The sequence below is a fragment of the Paraburkholderia sp. GAS42 genome (assembly GCF_050436565.1).
Lineage (GTDB): Bacteria > Pseudomonadota > Gammaproteobacteria > Burkholderiales > Burkholderiaceae > Paraburkholderia.
Map to the genome: position 1 here is coordinate 87,713 of NZ_JBNDML010000005.1, position 16,275 is coordinate 103,987.

Consider the following 16,275-nt stretch of genomic DNA (forward strand, 5'->3'; position numbering starts at 1 on the left):
CGACGCGTGAGTACCGATTCGAACCGAACCAGCATCGCACCTGTCGCCTCCGGGCTGCGCCGGTGGCTGCGCGTCGCCGGATGGCGGGGAGCCGGCGGCCGCACGCGTCAGCCGGAGCGACTCGCGGTCGACTGTCTGCCCGACGAATGGGTGACGCTGGCGCCGGGCAAGCTGTACGCGATCTACATGACGGCGCGCACGCCCGCGAGCGACGCGCTGATCTGGACCAGCGCGCGCGAAGCGCGGACGAAGCACGTCACCGTCGTGCTGGCGCGGCCACGTGCCGAAGTGGCAAAGCGGCTGCGTGAACTCGGCTTTGCCGGCGACGGTCCCGCGCGCGGCTGGCCGCGTGGCCTGAACGTGCTGGCGATGCCCGCCGCCGATTTCTTCGGCGCGGATGGCGACGCGTCTCAACCAGTCGCGTTCGCGCGGCTCTTCGGTGGCCTGCGTGCGCTCAAGCGGTTTGGCTTTCATTCGAACGCGCTGTATTTCATCGAAGGCGCGGAGCGCTGGTTCAGTGTGGCCGATCCGGTTGCGCTGGCACGCGAAGGGCGCATGCTCGCCGACTGGTGCAAGGCGCGCAACATCACGCTGGTCCTGATGTTCGGCCCGACCTCGCGCGTCGATGATGATCCCGATAGCGACGATGAACGCTTCGCCGACGAAACGCTTGACGGCCAGGCGACGCCATCGGGACGCCTCGAATTTCATGGCGCATGCGCGGGCGTCGCGCGCCTGCAGCGCACGCACGGCGAACTGCTGTGGCACGTCGATTTCTGGCGCGCGGGTCGGGCGCTCGTCACGGGCGCCGTGCGCTCGCTACGCTTCACCGACGGCGGTCGTCTGACGGTCGCGCCCGATTCGCCGGACGCGTTGGGTGCGGGGGTCGGCGCGTATCTCGCACGCGACGAAGACCGCGTGGTGGCGAGCCGCGCCGTGGTGGGCAACGAAGCGTGGGTGCCGCGCGAATGGGACATCGTCGCCGACCAGCGCGCGGCACTCGCAGCATGCGAAGGGGCGCAGGCGGCCACCGTCCTGCTCGAATACACGGGCGGCGCGCAACTCGAAGCACTGTGCGCCGCGGTGCATACGTTGCGCCGCCGCTGTGGCCGGGCGCTAAAGATCGTGGTCGTCGAACGCGGCGAAGTGCTGCGGCATCAATACGAACTGCTGGTGCTGAACCTGGGTGCGAATCTCGTGATCGGGCGGCATCTGCCGTTTTCTCGTATCCAGTCGCTGCTGCAATCGTTGCAGGGACAACTGCATACACGGCCTGTCGCCGACGATTACCGCACGGCACTGGCCGCTGCGCTCAGCGACGATGTGCTCGGTTATCTGCCGGTCACTCTATTCAGCGAGCGAACGCGTGCCGTGCTCGAACGCAGTGCCGCGCTGCGTCTGCCGCATGCGCTCGTGAAGCTCACGCTGCTGCCGTCGCTTTCGCATGTCGACGCGCTGCGGCACTGCACGCCGCGCCGCGCGGGCGACGTGTTCACGATGGACGCCTCGCATATTTACGTGTTCCTTTTCGCGTGCCGGCTCGCGGATGCGGGCGCGGCGCTCGCACACGTCTTCGATGTGCCGGTCGCGCGCCTCTCGGACCGTGTCGTGTATCTGGCCGAAGAGGGAATCGCCGAAGAACTGAAGTCACTCGAAGCCGCGCAACGTCGCGCGCCGGTGGCGGACTACAGCGATCTGTTTCCGGCGACCGCTGCGGCCGCTGCCGTCGTTACGGCCGCGGTGCCCGAATCGCCGAACGCATCGAACGGGGAGAACGCATCGAACGCGGGCGAACTGCTGCAAACGATCGCCGCCGCGCAACTTGACGCGATCGAGCGCGCGCTCGCGGATGCACGAGGCGAGAGCACGCGCACGGGCGCGATCGACGGCGCAGACGATACGCCGCGCGTGCGTCACGCCGAGCCCTGTGCGATGCCGCTGCGTACAACGGAGGACCACTAGTGGAATTTTTTCTGACGTACTTTGTGGCCGGTCTGATCCTCGCAATTCCGGCATGGATCGTCTGGCAACGCAGTGGCGCACGGCGCGGTTTCGTTGCGGCGCGACACTTCGATCCAAACGATGCCGTGCCGTGCGAAATCGAACCCGTTGCGCTGCGGGCGCGGCTGCTACCGGACCCGGCACGGACTGACGAGGTGTCGTCATGAAGACGATCGCGGTGGTGTCGACGGCGGGCGGTACCGGACGCACAACCCTGACGGCCGCGCTCGCCATTCTGCTTGCGCGGCGTCGGCGCCCGGTCGTCGCAATCGATTTCGATCCGCAGAATCTGCTCGGCGCGCATCTGGGCCTCGATACGCTGTCGCAAACCGGCATCGCGAGCGCAATTGCCGATAGTACGTTTGCCTGGCATGCGGGTACATGGCGCAACAGCGAAGGTGTGCTGTTCGTGCCGCACGGCCAGCTGACGCTCACGCAGCTCGCGGCGTGCGAAGCGCGGCTCGCGTCCGCGCCGCGATGGCTCGCGGACGCAATCGCGCAGATCGATCTGCCCGAGAACGGCGTCGTGCTGATCGATACGGCGCGTTATCCGTCGCAACAGGCGGACCACGCAGTGCGTTGTGCGGATCTCGTGCTGTGCGTGACGCCGCCCGAACCGGCCGCGTGCGCGACGCTGATCGCGCGGCTGGGCGACCTGCGCGCGGCGTGTGCGAACGTCAAGGTCATCGTCAACCGGATGAACCCCGCGCGCGACATGCAGCGCGACGCGCTGGCGATGCTGCGTGCAGCGCTCGGCGATTCGGTGTCGCTTGCGCAGCGGGTGCATCTGGACGCCGCATTACCCGAGTCGCTCGCGCGCGGCACGTGGTTTTTCGACGATGCGCCGCATTCGCAGGCATCGCACGATCTGCAGGGCCTTGCCAACTGGATGGACGCGTGGCTCGATCCGCGCAGAACCGGTGAGCGGACATGACACAGCCTGCAAGCGGTCACGACCGTCACCCCTCGCCGCGCAACCCGCGTACTTTCCGCGCGCGCGCGATTGACTGGCTCGCGCGCGGCCTCGGTTTGCCTGCCCGACGCTCGGCGCTCGACTGGTGTGTGCGGCTCTTCTTCCAGCCGCCGGCGGCTGGCAAGCGGGATGTCGTGCGTGACTGGATCCGCGCGGCCGTGTTGCATCTGGCCGCGCGGTGGGGCGTTCTCGAACCGCGCAGCCTGCGTGAATGGCTGTGGCGCGCATTCGTGAAACCGCCTCGCGTCGCGTCGCGGCGCGGCGTTTCGTGCGCGAGTGAAGCGTTTGCGTGGGTCGATCGCTGGCTTGTGCCGGTGGCCGTCGCCGTGCAGCGTATGCTGCGACGAATCGATGCGATGCTGGCGATGCTGCCGTGGGCGCGCTGGGGCGATCGGATCGAGCGCGGCACGACCCGCGTTGGCCATATCCGCTGGCTGCTGCCGCTCATCGTTGTGACGGGCGCGGTGCTGTGGATGACGGTGGGCACGTCGCCCCTGTCGCCGGATGGACAGTTCGAATTCTTTGCGGTGCTGGTGGTCGTCGCGCTGATCATCCGCCGTTTTCCGGGGCGTCTGCCGGTGCTCATGCTCGCGACGCTCTCACTGCTCGCGATGGCGCGCTATGTCTGGTGGCGCACGACGCAGACGCTCGATTTCCGCACACCGGGCGAGGGCGTCGTCGGCTATGCGCTGTTCGCCGCCGAAGCGTACACATGGATCATTCTGCTGCTGGGCTTCGTGCAGACCGCGTGGCCGCTCAACCGGACGGTCGCCGAACTGCCGGACGATCCTGCGGCGTGGCCCACGGTCGATATCTATATCCCAACGTACAACGAGTCGCTTTCCATCGTGAAGCCGACGGTATTCGCCTCGCAGGGCGTCGACTGGCCCGCGGGCAAACTGCGCGTCTACCTGCTCGACGACGGCTGCCGCCCCGAGTTCGAAGCATTCGCGCGCGAGGCCGGCATCGGCTACATCACGCGCGACGATAACCGGCACGCGAAGGCCGGCAATATCAATCACGCACTGGCGCTGACACAAGGCGACTACATCGCGATTTTCGACTGCGACCACGTTCCCACGCGCTCGTTTCTGCAAACCACGATGGGTACGTTTCTGCGCGACGCCCGATGCGCGATGGTGCAGACGCCGCATCACTTTTTCTCGCCCGATCCGTTTGAGCGCAACCTCGATACCTTCGGTCGCGTGCCGAACGAAGGCAACCTGTTCTACGGTCTCGTGCAGTCGGGCAACGATCTGTGGAACGCTTCGTTTTTCTGTGGCTCGTGCGCGGTCATCAAGCGCGCGCCGCTCGAGGAGATCGGCGGCATTGCGGTGGAGACCGTCACCGAAGACGCCCACACCGCGCTCAGGCTGCACCGTCGCGGCTACACCACTGCGTATCTGCCGACGGTACAGGCGGCCGGACTTGCGACCGAAAGTCTCGCGAGCCACATTCGTCAGCGTACGCGCTGGGCGCGCGGCATGGCGCAGATTTTCCGCGTCGACAATCCGTTCCTTGGACGTGGCCTCGGTTTCTTCCAGCGTCTGTGCTACGGCAACGCGATGCTGCATTTTTTCTACGGCATTCCGCGGCTCATCTTCCTGACGATGCCGATGGCGTACCTCTTTTTCCAGCTTTACTTCATCAACGCATCGGCGACGACCATCGCCGGTTTCGTGCTGCCGTATCTCGTGCTCGCGAGCATCGCGAACTCGCGGATGCAGGGCAAGTACCGTCATTCGTTCTGGGCCGAAGTGTACGAATCAGTGCTGGCGTGGTACATCGCGCTGCCGACGACCATCGCCTTTTTCAGCCCGAAGCACGGCAAGTTCAACGTCACCGACAAGGGCGGCAGGACCGACGAGAGTCATCTCGACTGGGCCGTGTCGAAGCCTTATATCGTGCTGCTCGTGCTCAATGCGGCTGCGATGCTGGCCGGCATTTACCGGCTTGTGTTCAACGCCGGCGACGAAACACCGACGATCCTGATGAACGTGTTCTGGACGCTCTACAACCTGGTGATGCTGGGCGCCGCGGTGAGCGTGGCGCGCGAGGCGAAGCAGGTGCGCGTGACCCATCGTATTGCGATGGAGATGCCCGCGACGCTGCTGCTCGCCGACGGCACGACCGTCGCCTGCCAAACCGGCGACTATTCGACGGGCGGTCTCGGGCTCGACGTCGAGCCGGGACTCGATCTGAATACGGGCGATACGCTGGGTGTCGTCGTCAGTCGTGGCGACAGGCAGTTTCACTTCCCGGTGCGCGTGAGCCGTCGTGCGGGACGTCATCTCGGGGTGCAGTTCGACGGCCTGACGCTGGAACAGGAGCGACAACTCGTGCAATGCACGTTCGGACGCGCCGATGCCTGGCTCAAATGGGGCGAGCGCACGATCGAAGATGCGCCGCTACGCGGCATGAAGGACGTGCTGTCGACGGGCGTCGAAGGTTATTCACGCATTTTGAAGGGTGCATCGCGATCGTTGCAGGCGTTGCTCGCGCTGGACCGGACACGTTTTTGAATGCCGGTTGAGACCGGCCGCGCGGTCCGCCGCGCAACGAAGGAATATTGTTCATGACACTCTGGAATCTCTACTTCATCGGCAAGCTGTATCTGTTCGCGGCAGGGCATCTGAAGCCGTTGTGGATCGCCAACATCGCGTTCGCGGTGGTGCTCGCCGCAAGCGCGACATTGCGTCATCGCGGGCTGCGGGTGCTGCGTCTGGTGACGGGGCTCGCGATCGGGTTGCCGCTGATGTATTACGAAGCGAACGTGCCGCCGTTTGCGCGGCTTGTCGAGGAGTTCGGCAATCTGCGAACGTTCAGCTTTGGGTACTGGCTCGAGCTCGCGCAGCGTTTCGTGCCGCCCATGTTGCTGCTTGCCATGCTCGGCGCCGTGATCGCGTATCTGATCGTGAACCGCTGGCTGCGCGTGGCGACCTTCGTGATGATCGCGCTGATTGCATTGCCGGTATGGCAGGCGGGCAGTGCGGTGCTCTCGCGCGTCGAGACGGCGGTCCCGGTTGCCGCGACAGCCGATACGATCGTCGCGCAGCCGCAGGACCACAACGCGGCGCTGGCCGCGTTCCGCTCGCAGGAATCGCAACGGCAGGTCACATTCGGCCGTCTTGCGTCCGATGCGAGCCAGCAGTTCGACGTGATCGTGCTGCATATCTGTTCGCTGTCGTGGGACGACCTCGACGTGGCGAAGGCGCGCAATCATCCGATGCTGAGCCACTTCGATTATCTGTTCACGAACTTCAGTACGGCGGCGAGCTATAGCGGACCGGCGGCGATCCGTGTGCTGCGCGCGACGTGCGGACAGGAAGCACATTCGGATCTGTACAAAGACGCGCCGCAGCAGTGTCATCTGATGGCGGACCTCGCACAGGCCGGTTATACGCCGCAGACGATGCTCAATCACGACGGCCACTTCGACAACTTCCTGCAGCTGATCAAGGACAACGTCGGCGTACCGGGCGTACCGATGATGTCGAACCTGGCGGCGCCCGTCGCGATGCACGCATTCGACGGCTCGCCGATTCACGACGACTACGCGACGCTGGCGGGCTGGTATGCGCAGCGTGCGCAGACGCCGGGACCGGTTGCGCTGTACTACAACACGATCAGCCTGCACGATGGCAACCGCTTGCCGGACAGCAAGCTGTCGAGCCTCGATTCCTATCCGTTGCGCGTCAACAAATTGATGAGCGACTTCGATCGCTTCGCGGATCTGATCCAGGCATCGGGGCGGCGCGCGGTGATCGTATTCGTGCCGGAGCATGGCGCGGCGTTGCGGGGCGACAGCAACCAGGTAGCGGGTTTGCGTGAGATTCCGACGCCGAACGTCGTGCATGGACCGGTTGGTATCCGGCTGGTGGGCTTCCAGGGCAATCACGGCCCGACGACGGTAATCGACAGCCCGACGAGCTTTCTGGCAGTGTCGCAATTGCTGTCGAATCTGGTGTCGAACAGCCCGTTCAAGCCGGGCGTGACGTTGTCACAGTACGCGGCGAATCTGCCGCAGACGCAGATGGTCGGTGAGAACGAGGGCACGGTGACGATGCAGACTGCGTCTGGCTACGTCGTGAAGACACCGGATGGCGTGTGGGTGGACGAGAAATGACGACATCGAACATCGAGACGGGCGGCTGGCCGGTGAACGACATCACCGGGCTGGCACGCCGCCTGCCGGAGCTCGATCCGGCGGCGTACCTTGATGGCCAGGCGAGCGAAGCGTACGAGAGCGCGCTGACGAAGTGGCCGGTGCTGGCGAAGCTGATGGGACTGACGACGGGGAAGGCGGAGCCCGCGGAATAAACGGGCGGTGCGTCACCGCACCTGCACGAAGGCAATCAACAAGACCATCCCGCCGATAGCGCCATCGAGCACGCGCCAGGCGGCGGCACGCCGAAAGAGCGGCGCGAGCGCGCGGGCCCCATACCCGAGCAGAACGAACCAGACGGCACTGACAGCCATTGCGCCGAGCGCAAAAGCGACGCGGCCGGAGGGCACTTCACGCGCACCAGCAGTGCCGATGAGTAAAAAGGTATCCAGATAGACGTGGGGATTTAGCCAGGTCAAGGCGAGCGTCATGAGCAAAACCGGCAAGGCGCGTTGCCTCGGCACAGAAACTTCGCCCGACGAGGTATCCATCACAGCGTGCCCAGGCTTCACCGCCCGCCGCAGCGCGCCGATCCCGAACCACACGAGATAGGCCAGCCCGACATACAACATCGCGTGCACAAAAGCCGGAAACCGCTCAACGAGCGCCGACGCACCACCCACGCCAGCGGCGATCAAAATGAAATCCGACAGCATGCACAGCACAACGATCTTCCCGACGTGCGAGCGCATGATCCCCTGCCGCAAAACAAAGGCATTCTGCGCACCGATGGTGACGATAAGCGACGCACACAACGCCGCGCCGTGCGAAAAAGCGAGCCAGTCCATAGCCTGATCCAGTAGACGGTTGAAACGAACAGCGCTAGTCTGCGGTTTCGACGATCATAAGAGAAGCTAATTCACGTAATGCGGATTAAGGAACGCTAATGCTCGACTATGCCTTGCTGGATGCGCTCGCGGCCGTCGTGCGCCACGGCTCATTCGACCGCGCCGCGAGCGAACTCAACGTCACGCCATCAGCGGTATCGCAACGCGTGAAGCTGCTGGAAGAGCGCGTCGGCAGCGTGCTGGTGAAGCGCGGCCAGCCATGCGTCGCGACGACATCCGGTGCGCTGCTGTGCCGTCACACCGAACGCGTGCAACTGCTCGAGGCGCAGCTGGGAGGCCGCCTGCCGACGCTGCCCGGCGCGCTTGTCGAGTCGTGGCCCACGTTACGCGTCGCCGTGAACGACGACAGCGTTGGCACGTGGTTCATCGACGCCGTCGCGGGTTTCTGTGTCGAGCGTGAAATGCTGCTCGACCTCGTGATCGACGACCAGGACCACACGGCGCAGCGCATCCGCGACGGCAGCGTGCAGGGCGCCGTGACAACCCAGGCCGAACCGGTGCAAGGCTGCCGTTCGACGCGGCTGGGTCGCATGCGCTATCTGGCCGTCTGCGCGCCGCAGTATTTCGAGCGGTATTTCGCAGAAGGCGTCACGCGCGAATCGCTGCGCGGCGCGCCGTGCGTCGACTTCAATCCGAAGGATCAGTTGCAGAAGCGCTTCATGCGGCGCGTGACGCGCGCGGAGATCGATCCGCCGCTGCACTGGATTCCGCACGTCGCGGGTTTTCTACGTGCGTGCGTCACGGGGATGGGGTGGGGGATGTGCCCGGAGCGGATGGTCGCGCAGCATCTGGCGAGCGGCGAGCTGGTCGAGATGACGCCGGGCAAGCATCTCGACATTGATCTTTACTGGCAGAGCTGGCGCCTTTCGATCGGCTGGCTCGACGATTTCAGCGCCGTGCTGCGCAAGCGTGCGACGGAGTTCCTCGACTGAGGCGGCCCGGGCCGTCGGCCATGGCCCGGCCACAGCGCATCACACCCTAACGCACCTCCGGCACGCCCGCCGTTTCGCCGTTCGCCGCGGTGTCGCGCGTCTCAGGCATCGCCGCCCACACCAGCAGCACAGCGAGCGCGCCCGCCGCGGCCAGTCCGAAGAAGCTGAACGTGTTGCCGAAGCGATCGGCGACAAAACCCGCGACCGCCGTGCTCAACGTCGCGCCGATGCCGGCCGCGAGACCGAAGAGCCCGATGCACAGGTTGTAGCGTCCCTTGCCGCCGGCGACGTCGGCGGCGATCAGCGGCAGCATCACGCCGAACACGGCGGCGCTCAGCCCGTCGAGCATCTGCACTGGCACCAGCAGATACGGGCTGCTCACGCCAGCAAACAGCAGCGCGCGCAGCGGCAACGCGGAAAAGCCGAACAGCAGGATCGGCCGGCGCCCCCAGCGTTCGGCCGAGCGTCCGACCCACGGCGAGAGCATCGCGACGATCGCCTGCGGCACGATGATGCAAGCCGCAATCACGAGCTGCACGTAGTCGCCCATGCCGGCGGTGACTTCGCCCGCGGCCAGGTTGAGCATCGCGGCATTCGACAGGTGGAACAGCACAATACATGCTGCAAAAATCAGCATCCGCCTGTCGCGTAGCAGTTCACGCAGCGTTTCGCGTTCTTCCTTCTCCGGTTTGGTCTTGTGTTTGACCGCGACCGGCGTCGGGTTCGGATTCGTGTGAATCATGCTGAGCGCGAAGAGCGCGGGCAGCGCCAGCGCGCCCGTCAGCCAGAAGACCGCGCGCGGCGAATAGTATTCGCCGAAGAGGCCCATCAGGCCCGCCGCGACCGCGCTGCCAATCGACGCCCAGCGCGCATTGCGGCCGAGCCGGTCGCCGAGATCGTGGCGTCCGACGAGCGTGATCGAGATCGCCGCCATCGCCGGCACGAGCATGCAGCTCGCGAAACCGTGGAAGACTTCCGCGATCATCACCGGCAGCACGGTCGGGCTGCTTGCCAGCAGCACCGCGCTCACGATGATCGCGATGATCGCCCAGGCGGCTGCGCCTTTCTTGTTGCGCAACGCGTCGACGGCTGCGCCGCCGGGTACCTGGCTCACCATCGCGCTGATCGTGCCGACCGACAGCGCGAGGCCGATTTCGCCCTGGGTCCACTTGTGCGAAGCGAGGTAGGACGCAATGAACGGCCCAAAGCCCGTCTGCACATTCGCGACGAAAAAATTCAGCCAGTCGAGGGCGAGCAGACTTCGCGCGTCAACTTTAAGTCGGTTCGTCATCGGGCAGGCCGTACAGAAGAGGCCGTAGCCGTGGATGACGATGCGCCAGCGGCTGCCGGAGCAGCGGCTGCAGGCGGTGCCGCGGGAGCAGGCGGTGCCGCGGGAGCAGGTGGTGTAGCGGACGCAGCAGTCGGAGCAGGTGGCGCGGGCGGAGCAGGCGAGACCGCGCGAATCGGCCCGTCCGTCGTATACGAAGGCGAAGCCTTGATCTGCGCATCGTTCAGCTCGATCAGCGGCGTCAATTCCTTGTTCTTCGTGACGAAATGCATCGCCGACCAGTTCGCCGCAATCGTGCGCCGGTCCGGGCTGATGATGCCGCTGACGTCCAGCACGACGGCCTGCGGCTGCGCGCTGCCGTCGATCAGCACGTCGATGATGCGTCCGACCTTGCCGCCATTCGCGCGCTCGACGTCGGTATCGAGCAGCTGCAACTGTCCCGGACTGACGGGCGTCGGCGACGTGCCCGCGAGCGGCCCGGCCAGCTTCGGCCGGATCGAGAAGGGCAGCTTGCCCTGCGGCATGTTGATCGTGATCGGCGCGCCCTTCGCGGCGGGCGCGAAGCGGAACGCGGACCACGGGAAGTTGGCCTTGCGGTCGCCGATGCCGAGAAAGCCCAGCAGATTCACGACCATTTCGCGCGGCGTGCCGCTCGCGTCGGTGATCAGATCGACCGCGCGGCCGACGACCTTGCCGTCGGGCCGCTGCACTTCGCTGTCGAGCAGACCGTGCGCCGCGTTGCGGTCGAGGGTGCGCGTCGTGATGATCGGCGGGGGCGGCGGCGGGGGCGGCGGGGGCGCAGGCGCGGGCGGCGGCGGTTCCTCCACCTTGTGCGGTTTCACGACGGGGCGCTTCGGCTTCTTCGGCAGCGGATGGCCGGTGTTGTCGGTCTGCTCGGGCTCGTACTCTTCGGCGACGGGCGGCGGTTCGGGCACGACGGGGATCGCTTCGGCGTCCCGGATCGGCGCGGGCGATTGCAGTTGCAACAGGCTGCAGCCCGACAGAAACCACGCCGCAAGGACGATCAGGATCGCGAGACGGAAGGCTGGACGTCGGAAACCGCCACTCATCTAGAAGAACTCCATGGGCGCAGACGGGCACGTTGCCGTGCGCCATCGATACAGTTGGTCGCGTGTCAGGGCGAGAGTTTAACCCGCGCGGCCAGTCGCGCCCGGGTTGGATTCCCGTTGCACGCAGGTTGCGTCGGCCAGTCGCCATGCGACCACCAGACTTTTTCGCAGCGAATCCGCGTTCGTGACGCGGCCCGCCGCGCTCTTCCAGGCCCCCAAAACCGTAGGTGTAAACACGCGGCCCGCGGTGCTGCCAGACCGTCCCCTTAACGATATAAGGACCGCGACATGTCCGGCATGCCGCGCATGCGATGGGAGATATGTTTGTGTTCGCCTACATTTCGGGACAACACAGGAAAGAACAGAGCGTCACGCGTGGATGGCCGGTTGCAGGCAGATCGTCAGCAAGGGTTCGACCGCGTGACAGGCCCGCAAAACGGATGTGCGTTCGACCCTGCAAACGAAGCCCCTGGCGCACCAGCGGGCACACAAAAACGTAACGAGACAAACCTGATGACGGCCGGCGTTCGGACCGTTTCAGCATGCTGATAAAGGAGTCGCTTACCATGATGGAACCCCAGGCCCAGCCGATTGGCGAAGTCGGTGCCCAGTCTTTCGACGGAAAGGGCATACTCGACCGCTACTTCGAAATCACCTCGCGCGGCAGCACGCAGCGTCAGGAAATCATTGCGGGCATCACGACATTTCTCGCGATGGTCTATTCCGTGTTCGTCGTGCCGGGCATGTTCGGCAAGGCGGGCTTCGATACGAGCGCGGTGTTCGTCGCCGTGTGCCTGACGACTGCATTCGGCTCGCTGCTGATGGGCGTCTGGGCAAAGCTGCCGATCGCCATCGGCTGCGCGATCTCGCTCACCGCATTCACCGCGTTTGGCCTCGTGCTCGGTAAAGGCCTGCAACCCACTGTCGCGCTCGGCGCGGTCTTCCTGATGGGTCTGGTGTTCACCGGCATCTCGGTGACGGGCGTGCGCTCGTGGATCCTGCGCAATCTGCCGTCGGGCATCGCGCACGGCACCGGGATCGGCATCGGCCTTTTCCTCCTGCTGATCGCGGCGAACGACGTGGGTCTCGTCGTGAAGAATCCGGGACCGGGATTGCCCGTGCAGCTGGGGCATATCACGTCGTTGCCGGTGATCATGTCGGTGGCGGGGCTTGCGGCGATCTTCGGTCTCGTGCGCCGTCGCGTGCCGGGTTCGATCCTGCTCGTGATCGTTGCGATCTCCGCGATAGCGCTGATGATCGATCCGGCTGTCGCGTTTCATGGCGTCTTTGCCGTGCCTTCGCTTTCCGCACCGGGCCATGCTTCGCTGATCGGTTCGATGGATATCAAGGGCGCGTTGTCGCTCGCCGTGTTGCCTAGCGTGCTCGCGCTCGTGATGACCGCCGTGTTCGATGCGACCGGCACGATTCGCGCCGTCGCGGGGCAGGCCGGTCAACTCGATGCGAATGGCCGCATCATCAACGGCGGTCGCGCGTTGACGGCGGATTCGCTCAGCTCGATCTTCTCCGGTTTCATGGGCGGCGCGCCGGCGGCGGCGTATATCGAATCGACCGTCGGTGTCGCGGCCGGTGCGAAAACGGGTCTGGCCGCAGCAGTGGTGGGCCTCGCATTTCTCGTCGTGATGTTCTTCTCTCCGCTCGCGGGCCTCGTGCCTTCGTATGCGACCGCGCCCGCACTGATGTATGTCGGCCTGCTCATGTTAAGCAGCGTCAGCAAGCTGGATATGAAAGACATGATTGACTCGATGTCCGGTCTCGTGTGCGCGGTGTTCATCGTGCTGACCGCGAACATCGTCACTGGCATCATGCTCGGTTTCTGCACGCTGGTGATCGGCCGCGTCGTGAGCGGTGAATTCCGCAAGCTCAACGTCGGCACGGTGGCGATCGCGGTCGTGCTGGCCGTGTTCTATCTCGGCGGCTGGGCGATCTGATGCACGCATGAAGGGCTGATCGCCCGACGTTTCAACCCGCTATGCAAGGCGCTTCACGGCATTTCGCCGTGAAGCGCCTTTTGTTTGCGTGCGTGACAACTTCTCTTGACATGCCCTGTCGATCGCCTATCCTTAACTTCATGGTTAAGTATCAGGACGCGGCTCTGGACCGCACATTTTCCGCGCTTGCGGACCCGACACGGCGCGCGCTGCTCGCGCGTCTTTCCGGTCAGCACGACCTGTCGGTGAGCGAACTCGCAGAGCCGTTCGAGATGTCGCTACCGGCGGTGATGAAGCACCTCGACGTGCTGTCGGAGGCGGGTCTCGTCACACGGACGAAAACCGGACGCACCGTTGCGTGCCGGCTCGCGCCCGCGCCGATGGAGGAAGCGATGCAATGGCTCACCCGCTATCAGCGCTTCTGGACTGAACAGCTCGATCGCCTTGCTGCCTTTGTGGAGGAAGACGCATGCCCACCCGACCCAGTCTCACGCTCCAGCGTCGCCTCAACGCCTCGCCCGAAAAAGTCTACGGTGCCTGGACGGAACCGGCGCAAATAGCGAAGTGGATGCACCCCGCGGGCAACGATGTCGTTCACGCCGAAATGGACGTGCGCGTGGGTGGCCGGTTCCGCGTGATCTTGCACGCGCCGGATGGCGAAAAGCACGACGTCAGCGGTGTGTATCGCGAGGTCGTGCCCGGCGAAAGGCTGGTCTTTACATGGGCGTGGCACAGCACGCCTGAACGCGAATCGCTCGTTACGGTTGCGCTGCGACGCGATGGCGATGCAACCGTTCTCACGCTCACGCACGAGCAGTTCTTCGACGAAGCCGCGCGTGACAATCACCGGTCCGGCTGGACGGACGCGCTCGACTGCCTCGAACGCCTGTATGCCTGACCTGACATGGAGGTAGTGCAGATGGAACCGCACACGATCGTCTCAAGGGAAGAGTGGATGGGCGCACATCGTGCGCATCTCGCAGACGAAAAGGCCTATACGCGCGCACGCGATGAACTGAACCGCAAGCGGCTCGCGCTGCCGTGGGTGAAGGTCGAGAAGACCTATACGTTCGATACGTCGCAGGGTCGCAAGACACTTGCAGATCTGTTCGATGGACGCAGCCAGCTGCTCGTCTATCACTTTATGTTCGGGCCCGACTGGGAAGAGGGCTGCCCCGGCTGCTCGTTCGGCATGGATCACGTGGACGGTGCGCTACAACATATCGAGCACCACGATGTGTCGTTTGTCGCGGTGTCGCGTGCACCGCTCGCAAAACTCGATGCGTTCAGGAAGAGGATGGGCTGGCAGTTCAGATGGGTATCGTCGGCGGATAGCGATTTCAATTTTGACTACCACGTGTCGTTCACCGAAGACCAGATCAGGGACGGCAAGGTCTTCTATAACTTCGACACGCATGATTTCGAGTGCGACGAGATGCATGGCATGAGCGCGTTCTACAAGGACGAGAACGGCACGGTCTATCACACGTTCTCGCGATATGCGCGCGGTGACGAGCCGCTGATGGGCGCATACGCGCTCCTCGATATTGCGCCGAAGGGGCGTAACGAAACGAGCAGCATGATGGACTGGATGCGCCATCACGATCGATACGAAGACGACGGCCGGCAGTAGAAGGCGGGCCGTGCGTGAAGCGGGCTGATGCTGTCCGGAGACGTCGCGCGGGAAGTGAGTGCGCTGACGGGTCAGGAAGACGCCGGGAATACGCGGGAGAAGAAGGAGAAGCGGCGCGTTACACCGCGCCGCTTTTTACAGCGACATTTCGAAAGCGGGCTTGAGAAAGAATTCGATGGCCATCACGATGAGACCCATTGCGGCGGCTGAGAGCGTCAGCGTGCCGTATTCGTCATGGCGCACGTCATAAAGACACGCGACGACGAACAGGATCGCGAGCAGGTTGGTCAGCCAGTCGAAATTGAGTGCGAGAAACATCAGGGATCCGGGCCCGGCGAACACAATGCGCCATCTATTGGGCGCGATTCTATCGAGCCGAGCTTACGGATCCGCTACATGAATGTGCGTTGTTGCACACACGTCACGACATCTTTCATTTCACGCCGCATCCGGCTTACGACGGTCGCACCATTTCCTTACGGATCCAGTCGATCACCGACGTGCGCTGCGGCTTCCAGCCCAGCCGCGTGCGCGAGCGCTGGCCGCGTACGCGGCTGTTCGAGCCGAGTCCATACGACGCCATTTCGTAGCCCCATTCCTGTTTCGCTTCTTCGAGCGGCCAGTCCTGCGGCTTGCCCATGTTGAGCGCGTCGGCGATGGCGGCCGTCATGTCGCGGAACATCGCTTCGCCGCTTTCGACGAAATAGAACGTGCCGGCCGGCGACTTTTCCAGCGCGAGGCGATAGAGCTCGACGACGTCGTCGATATGCACATTCGACCAGATGTTGCCGCCGCTACCCACATGACGCACAACGCCGCTTTTCTTCGCCTGACGCAAGAGACGCGGCAGTTGCACGCTCTCGGCGCCAGGTACGGCGCCATGTCCATAGATCAGCGTGTTGCACAGCACGCTCGCGCGGATGCCCCTGTTCGCGGCGTCGAGCACGAGGTTGTCGATCGCGACGCGCGGCGCCTTGTCGGCGGTCGGCTCGGGCAGACGGTCTTCGTAATAGATGGCGTCGGTGCCTTCGCCGCCGGACGCGTCGCCGACGATGCTCGATCCGCTCGTATGCAGAAACGGCTTGCCGGAGCCGGCGAGGCCTTCGATCAGCGCTTCGACGGCGCCGCGGTGGTCGCTACTGGCTGCGTTGATGACGCCGTCGGCGGCCTGCGCCTGCGCGATCAGCAACGCGCGGTCGTCGAGATCGCCCATGACGGGCTCGACGCCGAGACGCTTCAGCGCGTCGGCCTGCTCGGGGCGGCGTACGAGGCCGGTCACCTGATGTCCGGCGCGCACGAGGCCCGCTGCAATGGATCCACCGATAAAACCGGCTGCGCCTGTGACGAAAACTTTCATGACGTCCTCCTGCTGGTTGATTCGATAAGAGGCGCTCAGTATCCGTGGGCGTGACTTTC

At 64.7% G+C, this 16,275-nt stretch carries 16 protein-coding genes; 11 read left to right on the forward strand and 5 right to left on the reverse strand.

Annotation, left to right across the window (positions count from 1 at the left end; translation table 11 throughout):
- Positions 1–6 precede the first annotated feature (6 nt).
- From bcsE to P3T16_RS09885, 6 genes are read left to right on the forward strand one after another with little or no spacing between them, the layout of a single operon-like run.
- Positions 7–1,962 (forward strand): cellulose biosynthesis protein BcsE, encoded by a 1,956-nt coding sequence (gene bcsE, locus P3T16_RS09860; RefSeq protein WP_429342116.1) that lies wholly within the window; start codon positions 7–9, stop codon positions 1,960–1,962.
- A complete protein-coding gene (locus P3T16_RS09865; RefSeq protein WP_429342117.1) occupies positions 1,962–2,168 on the forward strand; it encodes a hypothetical protein in 207 nt (68 codons plus the stop codon). The genes bcsE and P3T16_RS09865 overlap by 1 nt, the downstream gene beginning before the upstream one ends.
- Positions 2,165–2,935: a cellulose biosynthesis protein BcsQ gene (bcsQ, locus tag P3T16_RS09870; protein ID WP_429342118.1), complete on the forward strand. Its 771-nt coding sequence runs from the start codon at positions 2,165–2,167 to the stop codon at positions 2,933–2,935. Before P3T16_RS09865 ends, bcsQ begins: the two co-directional genes overlap by 4 nt.
- Positions 2,932–5,496 carry a UDP-forming cellulose synthase catalytic subunit gene (gene bcsA / locus P3T16_RS09875; RefSeq protein ID WP_429342119.1) on the forward strand — a complete coding sequence of 855 codons (2,565 nt, stop codon included), beginning with the start codon at positions 2,932–2,934 and terminating at the stop codon, positions 5,494–5,496. Before bcsQ ends, bcsA begins: the two co-directional genes overlap by 4 nt.
- 53 nt (positions 5,497–5,549) lie before the next feature.
- The gene (gene bcsG, locus P3T16_RS09880; protein WP_429342120.1) at positions 5,550–7,100 is read left to right on the forward strand and encodes a cellulose biosynthesis protein BcsG; all 1,551 of its coding nucleotides are present in this window, start codon (positions 5,550–5,552) and stop codon (positions 7,098–7,100) included.
- Positions 7,097–7,294 (forward strand): hypothetical protein, encoded by a 198-nt coding sequence (locus P3T16_RS09885; RefSeq protein WP_429342121.1) that lies wholly within the window; start codon positions 7,097–7,099, stop codon positions 7,292–7,294. Before bcsG ends, P3T16_RS09885 begins: the two co-directional genes overlap by 4 nt.
- A gap of 12 nt (positions 7,295–7,306) precedes the next feature.
- Here P3T16_RS09885 and P3T16_RS09890 read toward each other — a convergent pair whose 3' ends face one another.
- On the reverse strand, positions 7,307–7,927 hold the full coding sequence (locus P3T16_RS09890; RefSeq protein ID WP_429342122.1) for a LysE/ArgO family amino acid transporter: 621 nt from the start codon (positions 7,925–7,927) through the stop codon (positions 7,307–7,309).
- Between the two features lie 98 nt (positions 7,928–8,025).
- Here P3T16_RS09890 and P3T16_RS09895 point away from each other — a divergent pair, with 98 nt between their 5' ends.
- Positions 8,026–8,919 carry a LysR family transcriptional regulator ArgP gene (locus P3T16_RS09895; protein ID WP_429342123.1) on the forward strand — a complete coding sequence of 298 codons (894 nt, stop codon included), beginning with the start codon at positions 8,026–8,028 and terminating at the stop codon, positions 8,917–8,919.
- A gap of 46 nt (positions 8,920–8,965) precedes the next feature.
- Here P3T16_RS09895 and P3T16_RS09900 read toward each other — a convergent pair whose 3' ends face one another.
- Entirely contained in the window at positions 8,966–10,210 is a 1,245-nt protein-coding gene (locus tag P3T16_RS09900; protein WP_429257094.1) for an MFS transporter, read from the reverse strand.
- Positions 10,207–11,277, reverse strand: a complete 1,071-nt coding sequence (locus P3T16_RS09905) for a PRC-barrel domain containing protein (protein WP_429342124.1) — start codon at positions 11,275–11,277, stop codon at positions 10,207–10,209. The genes P3T16_RS09900 and P3T16_RS09905 overlap by 4 nt, the downstream gene beginning before the upstream one ends.
- A 566-nt stretch (positions 11,278–11,843) precedes the next feature.
- Here P3T16_RS09905 and P3T16_RS09910 point away from each other — a divergent pair.
- From P3T16_RS09910 to P3T16_RS09925, 4 genes are all read left to right on the forward strand, one after another.
- Positions 11,844–13,226 (forward strand): NCS2 family permease, encoded by a 1,383-nt coding sequence (locus P3T16_RS09910; protein ID WP_429257092.1) that lies wholly within the window; start codon positions 11,844–11,846, stop codon positions 13,224–13,226.
- Positions 13,227–13,366: 140 nt separating this feature from the next.
- On the forward strand, positions 13,367–13,786 hold the full coding sequence (locus P3T16_RS09915) for an ArsR/SmtB family transcription factor (RefSeq protein WP_429257091.1): 420 nt from the start codon (positions 13,367–13,369) through the stop codon (positions 13,784–13,786).
- Positions 13,696–14,124, forward strand: a complete 429-nt coding sequence (locus P3T16_RS09920) for an SRPBCC family protein (RefSeq protein WP_429342125.1) — start codon at positions 13,696–13,698, stop codon at positions 14,122–14,124. Before P3T16_RS09915 ends, P3T16_RS09920 begins: the two co-directional genes overlap by 91 nt.
- Before the next feature lie 21 nt (positions 14,125–14,145).
- Positions 14,146–14,859, forward strand: a complete 714-nt coding sequence (locus P3T16_RS09925; RefSeq protein ID WP_429342126.1) for a DUF899 domain-containing protein — start codon at positions 14,146–14,148, stop codon at positions 14,857–14,859.
- Between the two features lie 135 nt (positions 14,860–14,994).
- On the opposite strand, the gene P3T16_RS09930 is transcribed toward P3T16_RS09925, so the two are convergent.
- Together P3T16_RS09930 and P3T16_RS09935 are read right to left on the reverse strand one after the other, a co-directional pair.
- Entirely contained in the window at positions 14,995–15,177 is a 183-nt protein-coding gene (locus tag P3T16_RS09930; RefSeq protein WP_429257088.1) for a hypothetical protein, read from the reverse strand.
- A 136-nt stretch (positions 15,178–15,313) separates the two neighbouring features.
- Positions 15,314–16,216, reverse strand: a complete 903-nt coding sequence (locus P3T16_RS09935; RefSeq protein WP_429342127.1) for an NAD-dependent epimerase/dehydratase family protein — start codon at positions 16,214–16,216, stop codon at positions 15,314–15,316.
- Between the last annotated feature and the right edge of the window lie 59 nt (positions 16,217–16,275).

Bases quoted from the DNA above. Each gene is read 5' to 3' on its own strand.
- P3T16_RS09925 (WP_429342126.1), top strand. From the start codon at position 14,146: ATGGAACCGCACACGATCGTCTCAAGGGAAGAGTGGATGGGCGCACAT.
- P3T16_RS09890 (WP_429342122.1), bottom strand. From the start codon at position 7,927: ATGGACTGGCTCGCTTTTTCGCACGGCGCGGCGTTGTGTGCGTCGCTT.
- P3T16_RS09910 (WP_429257092.1), top strand. From the start codon at position 11,844: ATGATGGAACCCCAGGCCCAGCCGATTGGCGAAGTCGGTGCCCAGTCT.
- P3T16_RS09900 (WP_429257094.1), bottom strand. From the start codon at position 10,210: ATGACGAACCGACTTAAAGTTGACGCGCGAAGTCTGCTCGCCCTCGAC.
- P3T16_RS09895 (WP_429342123.1), top strand. From the start codon at position 8,026: ATGCTCGACTATGCCTTGCTGGATGCGCTCGCGGCCGTCGTGCGCCAC.
- bcsG (WP_429342120.1), top strand. From the start codon at position 5,550: ATGACACTCTGGAATCTCTACTTCATCGGCAAGCTGTATCTGTTCGCG.
- P3T16_RS09935 (WP_429342127.1), bottom strand. From the start codon at position 16,216: ATGAAAGTTTTCGTCACAGGCGCAGCCGGTTTTATCGGTGGATCCATT.
- P3T16_RS09905 (WP_429342124.1), bottom strand. From the start codon at position 11,277: ATGAGTGGCGGTTTCCGACGTCCAGCCTTCCGTCTCGCGATCCTGATC.
- P3T16_RS09885 (WP_429342121.1), top strand. From the start codon at position 7,097: ATGACGACATCGAACATCGAGACGGGCGGCTGGCCGGTGAACGACATC.
- bcsA (WP_429342119.1), top strand. From the start codon at position 2,932: ATGACACAGCCTGCAAGCGGTCACGACCGTCACCCCTCGCCGCGCAAC.
- P3T16_RS09915 (WP_429257091.1), top strand. From the start codon at position 13,367: ATGGTTAAGTATCAGGACGCGGCTCTGGACCGCACATTTTCCGCGCTT.
- P3T16_RS09920 (WP_429342125.1), top strand. From the start codon at position 13,696: ATGCCCACCCGACCCAGTCTCACGCTCCAGCGTCGCCTCAACGCCTCG.
- bcsQ (WP_429342118.1), top strand. From the start codon at position 2,165: ATGAAGACGATCGCGGTGGTGTCGACGGCGGGCGGTACCGGACGCACA.
- P3T16_RS09930 (WP_429257088.1), bottom strand. From the start codon at position 15,177: ATGTTTCTCGCACTCAATTTCGACTGGCTGACCAACCTGCTCGCGATC.